We start from the raw sequence: 3,993 nt of genomic DNA on the forward strand, positions 1-3,993 counted from the left end.
GATTTATCTGAACCGCGTTCAAGTGGCCTTTTAGCCGTCGGGCACTGTAACGCGTGCTTGCGCAGGCGCAGACCGTCCCGGCACGTTCACGGCGTAACGTGTGGCTTTGCCAACGCCCTCTACGTGCAGCAGGAATGGGCCAGCAGGTCGGCCAGATGCGTGCGCAGGGTGGGCAGCAGAGCGAGTCCTACTCCGTCTCAGTCGGAGTGATGGTCTCCGGCAGCTCCGCAAACTTGGCCGCCATCGTCGGGTTGCCCCGTGTGAGCTTCTTGATCGTCAGATCGTCGGCCTTGTCGTTGGCGAGTCGCAAATTGTTCGCTGACTTGTGCAGCGCTTCCTTGGTTTTTTCCAGGTCCTTGATCGCATCGTCGATGCGCTTGATGGCTTCTTCAAAACCTTCAGAAGCCAAGCGCCAATTGCGCCCAAACGCCGTCTTGAATTCGTCGAGATGGGTTTCGAACTTCGTGATGTCCACGTTCTGCGAACGCACCAGCGCCAGCTCGGACTTGTACTTCATCGCGTTCAAAGCGGCATTGCGCAGCAGCGTGATCAGGGGCACAAAGAACTGCGGCCGCACCACGTACATCTTCGGATAGCGGTGGGAGACATCGACGATGCCGCTGTTGTACAACTCGCTCTCCGGCTCAATCAGGGACACCAGCACCGCGTACTCGCACGCCTTTTCAGTGCGGTCCTTATCCAGCTCTTTCAGAAAATCTTCGTTCCTTCTCTTAGTCGCCGTTTCATCGCTCTCGTTCTTCATCTCAAACATGATGGAGACGATCTCGGTGCCCGACTCGTCAGAGTCACGAAATATGTAGTCGCCCTTGCTTCCGGTGCGGGCATCGTTGTCTTTCTCAAAATGCGCCCGCTGAAAGGCTGCAGCACGGATGCGGTTGAACTCGATTTCGCAATGCTGCTCCAAGGTTTCACCGACCATCTTGGTCGACAGCCGCGCTTTCATGTCCTTCAGGCGCTCAATCGCGCCATCGCGCTCTTTGATCTGCACCTCGTATTTTTCCTTGGTAGCTTTCTCTTCCAGCTGATTTTTCACAGTGATGAGGTTGAGGTCATTTTTCAACTCGTCGCGCTCCAGAGCGACCACACCCACGGCTTCATTCACGGCCAACTGGCGCGCCACCTCGCCGGCCGCCAGCTTGGCGTGCAGCGCTTGAATTTCGGCGTCCTTTTTGGCGGCAGCCCCTTGTAGCTCATGGGCTAGCTTGACCTCGGCCAACTGAGCGGCGGCTTGCTGCGCGCTGCGCACTTGCTCCAGCTCGTTCGCCAGCCGATCGCGCTGTTTGCTGACCTCGCCCAAAGCCTCCGCCACCGCCAGCTTGCGGGCCACCTCAGCGGCAGCGAGCTGGGCCTGCAAGGCCTGAATCTCCGCGTCTTTTCGGGCCGTAGTGCCTTGCACCTCATGGGCCAGCTGCGCCTCGGCCAGCTTGAGCGCCGCATGTTGGTCCAACTTGGCCTGCGCCAACGCGTTGGAGATGGCATCGCGCTGCTTTTCTACCGTTCCCAAGGCCTCGGCCAACTCCAGCTTGCTCGCCACCTCGCCAACGTCAAGCTGGGCTTTCAGCGCCTGAATCTCCGTGTCTTTGACTGCCGCGACTTTTTGCAACTCATTGGCGATTTTGGCCTCGGCCAAGGCAATCGCGTCGCGCTTTTCCCGCTCGGCCAGTTCCAGCCGCTCGTGCAACTGCTTGTCAAAATCGCCATCGCGCACCTGTTTGAGGATGTCGGCGTATCCGGCTTCGTCGATCTTGAAGGCTCTGCTGCAGTGTGGACAGATGATTTCATGCATGTCTGTGCGTCCTGTTTTTTTTTTAGTAGTTGACGAGTGTCAATTTGATCGAATGGCCCCTTTGCTATTGGGTGCGCTCTGGTTCCCCAATGCTCTTGAGTAAAGCGTTGTATTGAACCTTGTCAGAGGCATAGATCTTGTCTAGGACATAGTTCGCAACCTTTGCGATCTCAGGAATCTCCACAGGCTTGAAGCTGCGATCAGGTACAGCTTCAAGGTGGGAGAACTCGTTGTTGAGCCTGGTTACCAGGGCAACAGCGGTGTCTTCCTCTTCGCCAAAGAACTTCTTGATACGTTCAAATGCATCACTCCTGTCGTCATGGTAGGGGAACTTGAAGAACAGAAAAGCCTCAAGAAACTTGCGCAGGTTATTGCCGAAACCGAAGAATGGTTCGTGACTGTCCGCTGATGCTGCTTGATCTTTGCACTTGTAGATTTGGTGGAAAAGGTAGTGAAATTCTGTGATGTAGTCTCGGAGATACGAGGGCATAAGCAGGATATTGCTTGAAGCCCCATTTCGCTCAATCATGAAGTGCTCATGATCGCTCACACTTTTGGTCTTACCTTCGCCTGCTTGGATCTTCTTCGATGGAATAGACAGCCGCTTAAGGTATTTCAGGAAATCCAAGTTGTGTGTGGATATGAAGAGTTGCTTGTAGCGATATGAGTTTGCGCCGTCTTTTTTGATTGGTTTGGCTATTAAGCTTTCAATCAGGCTGAACATGAAGAATATGTGATTGCTGTCCAGGCTTGAGATTGGATCATCGATGTAGATGATCAAGTCCTTTCCTTTGCTCTCTGGGTCGTCAAGCTTCGCCATGAAATAGCAGAAGGCAATAAGGCTGCACTCTCCTTCGCTAAGGTTATAAGCGGCCTTCCCGTCCCTTGTGACCTCAAACTTGACAGTGACTTTATCCTCGCCGTCCCGGGCCTCCAGCTTTATTCCGTCATGACCGAAGAAGTTGGTGAGCAGGGAGTTGACTCGTTCGGCACCCTTCCGCTCATCCTTTTGCTTGGCCCTCAATGTCTGAACTTCAGCTTCCGCCTATCGAATTTCTTTCTCGATATCGGTATGGGCGGTGCCCGCCGTCTCTGCATCGGTCTTCAGGGCGGCGATGCAGCCGAGTTCGTTGTCGTAAGAAATTGCATCAGCGAACGTGAACACGTCAGCCAATCGAAGCGCATCTCTGGCAGCGGTCTTGTCCTTCTCCAGTGTGGAAGTCTTGCCGTTGCTTATGCCGATCAGTGCATTGATCGCGGCTACATACTTCCCGATTTCTTCAGTGTCATGCGCTAGAGCTTTCAAGGACACCGGCTGGAACAGGTTGTTCTTCCGGGTCTCAAGCGCCTTCTTTAGCGCCTCTAGGTCCTTCTTGTAAACGGCCAGTGCCTCAAAGAGAGCCTTGCTGCTTGCTTCAAACTTGGTGCGCTCGTCACCGTAGAACTGGGCACCCGTGAAGCTGTTGTGTTCTGCGATGGTGCCGATTTCGCTAGTCACTGACGTGATAGCCGCATCCAACGCCGCCTCCAAGTCGCCCGACTCTTTGCTGAAGTGCTCGTCCAAAACTTCCCAAATATCGTGCGGCAGATCCTGCCTGCAGAAAGCGCAGGTGTCCCGTTTTTCGCGGTGGTGCCCCATCCCCTGCTTGACCCATAGTTGCAAGGCGCTGTCTTTCAGAAGCTCCTCTATGGCTTTGGTCGGAGTTATTACCTTGGACAGCAGAGGTTCAGCAGCGGCGGTCAAGGACTCCAATTTGAGAATGATCGCCAGCGCGCCCGTGATCTCAGGGAGAGCTTCTTGCTTGAGCAGCGTGAGCTTACCGGCCTGTTCCTCACTGGCTAGTGCAGCAAAACCAGGCTTCTTCGTAGAAGCAATGTCTCGCCTAATGTGGTCAATGTTGTAAACGACGCTGCCGTACTGCCGGTTCTTCTTGATCTTGTCTGCGGCATGAGTCCGCAACTTCTCATCCAAGCCATTGGATGCAGTAGTTTGGGCAGACTTGGTGCGCTCGCGCTCTTTCAGTTTGATTTCCAGATCAAAGCGAAGCCCCGCTTTGCCTTCAATGCTGCCGAGCTTGGTTTCAATTACAGCAATGGCGTCGTCGATTTCTGAATCGCCCCGGGATTCGTGGAGGCTGATTGGTTTAAGTCAGGCCGCCACCGTGGTGGCTTGACTGGCGAGTTGC

The 3,993-nt window shown here is 54.5% G+C and carries 1 protein-coding gene and 1 pseudogene; both read right to left on the reverse strand.

Features of this window, described 5'->3' with window-relative positions; translation table 11 throughout:
* Positions 1 to 187: 187 nt before the first annotated feature.
* Positions 188 to 1,807, reverse strand: a complete 1,620-nt coding sequence (locus QN397_RS26385) for a DUF2130 domain-containing protein (protein ID WP_323502477.1) — start codon at positions 1,805 to 1,807, stop codon at positions 188 to 190.
* Positions 1,808 to 1,871: 64 nt separating this feature from the next.
* A pseudogene (locus QN397_RS26390) lies at positions 1,872 to 3,947 on the reverse strand (AAA family ATPase).
* Positions 3,948 to 3,993 lie beyond the last annotated feature (46 nt).

The organism is Variovorax sp. RTB1, from assembly GCF_035018765.1.
In the GTDB taxonomy this organism is placed as follows: domain Bacteria; phylum Pseudomonadota; class Gammaproteobacteria; order Burkholderiales; family Burkholderiaceae_C; genus Variovorax.

Excerpts from the sequence above, each read along its gene's own strand:
- QN397_RS26385 (WP_323502477.1), bottom strand. The coding sequence starts at position 1,807 with ATGCATGAAATCATCTGTCCACACTGCAGCAGAGCCTTCAAGATCGAC.